This is a genomic window from Paenibacillus sp. DS2015, assembly GCF_050433705.1.
GTDB lineage: Bacteria > Bacillota > Bacilli > Paenibacillales > Paenibacillaceae > Paenibacillus_AQ.
Window position 1 is genome coordinate 1 of the sequence record NZ_JBNPWS010000072.1, and the last position, 2,258, is coordinate 2,258.

Genomic DNA, 2,258 nt, shown 5'->3' on the forward strand with positions numbered 1-2,258 from the left:
CTCCTTTTTCACTAGATGATAAAGGAAGGTTTAGAAAATGGCAGTGAAAGATTGTAGGATTTAAAAAGCTACCGCGTAGCGGTTTAGTTCAACAACGTATCCACGCACGCTGTGGGCCTCAAGCCTTCTCGGGTCCACCCCGAAATTTATTAAAGACAAAGTTATTATACTGTTGTAATTAGTATACATTTTTAGGGGGGATGTTAATGCACATTGGAGTTGATTTAGATAACACAATTCTTGATGCAACTTCATCACATTTACAATATTATAATCAAGTATCAGGTTTATCATTAGCACCTGAGGATGTTAATGATTTTTACTTATACCGTTTATATGGATGGGGTAAGACAGAGAGTGATGAAATGTACCACAGATATGGGCATGAAATTCATTTGAACTCTAATCCTTTGGAGAATGCTATAGAAGTATTACAAACATTTTTTGATCGACATATAATATCAATTATTACTGCAAGACCATTACTTTTTCGTGATGTCACCATTGAGTGGCTTAAACTCCATAAGATAAATTATCATAATATAGTATTTACTGAAGAGAAACTCCAAGAGTGTATTAATTTAAAGATAGATGTTTTGATTGATGATGGACCTCACTATGCAGCAGAGTTTTCCCTTGTGAATAAACCCGTTATATTGTACGAACAGCCATACAATTTATCCGTTAATAATGATTTTGTATATCGCGCTAAAAACTGGCTCGAAGTAAAAAACAAAATTGATTTCTTAGAGCTGAAAGTGTCACTCTAATTGAAGAAATAATTGGATATAAGCGATCAATGGGTGAATCACCGATTGATCAATTTCGACTGGAACAAATCAAATGGAAAGTCTACTGGAGAGATAGTAAGAATAAATGGCATTTCGTTGAAGATATCACCCCAGAGGAAGACTTTGAAAAACAATTAATAACTGTTGATAAGGATGATCTAGGGATATTCTGGGTGTAAGAATAGTAGGGTTTTGTCAGATATCACGAAGAAGGCAAGGGCATCTGATAACATTGCATTACCACGGCGGTCACTACGCTCTTTAGTCACCTGGAGGACGACTCGTCGAAGTTATTTACGGTGACGAACAGATTGGGAGGATTTCCATGGAGAAGTATACCCATATAGGAGTTTACGGAGTATTAATACATGACAATAATATACTCTTAATTAAGAAAGCTAGAGGTCCACATACAGGGAAGTGGGATTTGCCTGGTGGCACAATAGAATTCGGAGAAGAGCCATATGAAACTTTGAGAAGAGAAATGAAAGAAGAAACGGGAATAGGTGAGATCAAGGGAAGAATAAGAACGGCGGAATCTTATGAACTGATCTATCCGTATCTAGAAAATCAATTAGAAGAGCTGCATCATATAGGAATAATCTACGATGTAGAAATAATCAATCATAATTATGAATTAAAAACAGATGGAGATGAGGAAGATTCATTAGGCGCAAGATGGATAAGATTAAAGGAACTAGAAGAAATTGAAGTAACACCAATGATCAAGATGATATTTAAAGATAGAAATTAATAAGGTGAATTGTAAGATGCATTTTCATGAAAATGGTTATTTTCTTAACTTACCTGGTAATGGGATATGCCTAATTGACTCATTCGGATGATATAGTAGCATCCATGGACCTGAGAAACACATAACACCCTTAATTCTTTGTCGATAATCCCCGGTTGTAACAATGGATAGGGCACTTTGAACATGCCGTTTTCTCTTCGAATTTTAGGGCCATTATTTATTTGCCGTTTTACTTTTGTTGTCATGTTGAAAGATTCCTTTCATTGTTATAAAAATATATTATAGATTAACTATATCATCTGATTATTAAAGAAAACGGGTATGTCTTTTACATTTCCAAGGTATTTTTAAATATATAGATATTTATGCAAGAACGCCAAGGGGGTAAATGTTGAAGAAATTACTGTGGGCTAGTTTGATAGTTGTATTCGGAATATGTTGTTATTTTGCATTCAATTTTATTACAGATGATAGCTATAGCAATACACCAATAAATGCTATTAACAAGGTCAGAGGCGAGAATTTTGTGGACTATGTAATTCATGAACAACCTACTTTAGATGGCGAAGTAATTTTCTTTTTGCGAAACATTAATGATGATCAAATTGTTGTTTCATATCCCCCTGTGTCATAATAGTTGTCGTACCCCTCAATAGAATGTAATGTAGTTGAAAAGAGAGAATGAGGTGGAACGGCAATGGCTAGATATAGTA

Annotated in this window: 4 protein-coding genes; 3 read left to right on the forward strand and 1 reads right to left on the reverse strand. The window is 34.7% G+C overall.

What is annotated here, in order from left to right; genetic code table 11:
- The first annotated feature begins 206 nt into the window (after positions 1–206).
- From J2T13_RS26085 to J2T13_RS26095, 3 genes are all read left to right on the forward strand, one after another.
- The gene (locus J2T13_RS26085) at positions 207–770 is read left to right on the forward strand and encodes a 5' nucleotidase, NT5C type (RefSeq protein WP_429375620.1); all 564 of its coding nucleotides are present in this window, start codon (positions 207–209) and stop codon (positions 768–770) included.
- A 29-nt stretch (positions 771–799) separates the two neighbouring features.
- Complete coding sequence (locus tag J2T13_RS26090; protein WP_429375622.1) at positions 800–970, forward strand: DUF3024 domain-containing protein; 171 nt, start codon at positions 800–802, stop codon at positions 968–970.
- Between the two features lie 146 nt (positions 971–1,116).
- Positions 1,117–1,545, forward strand: coding sequence for an NUDIX domain-containing protein (locus J2T13_RS26095; protein WP_429375624.1), 429 nt, complete (start codon positions 1,117–1,119; stop codon positions 1,543–1,545).
- Positions 1,546–1,581: 36 nt separating this feature from the next.
- Here the strand turns inward: J2T13_RS26095 and J2T13_RS26100 are convergent, their stop codons facing one another.
- Positions 1,582–1,668 (reverse strand): hypothetical protein, encoded by an 87-nt coding sequence (locus tag J2T13_RS26100; protein ID WP_429375625.1) that lies wholly within the window; start codon positions 1,666–1,668, stop codon positions 1,582–1,584.
- Between the last annotated feature and the right edge of the window lie 590 nt (positions 1,669–2,258).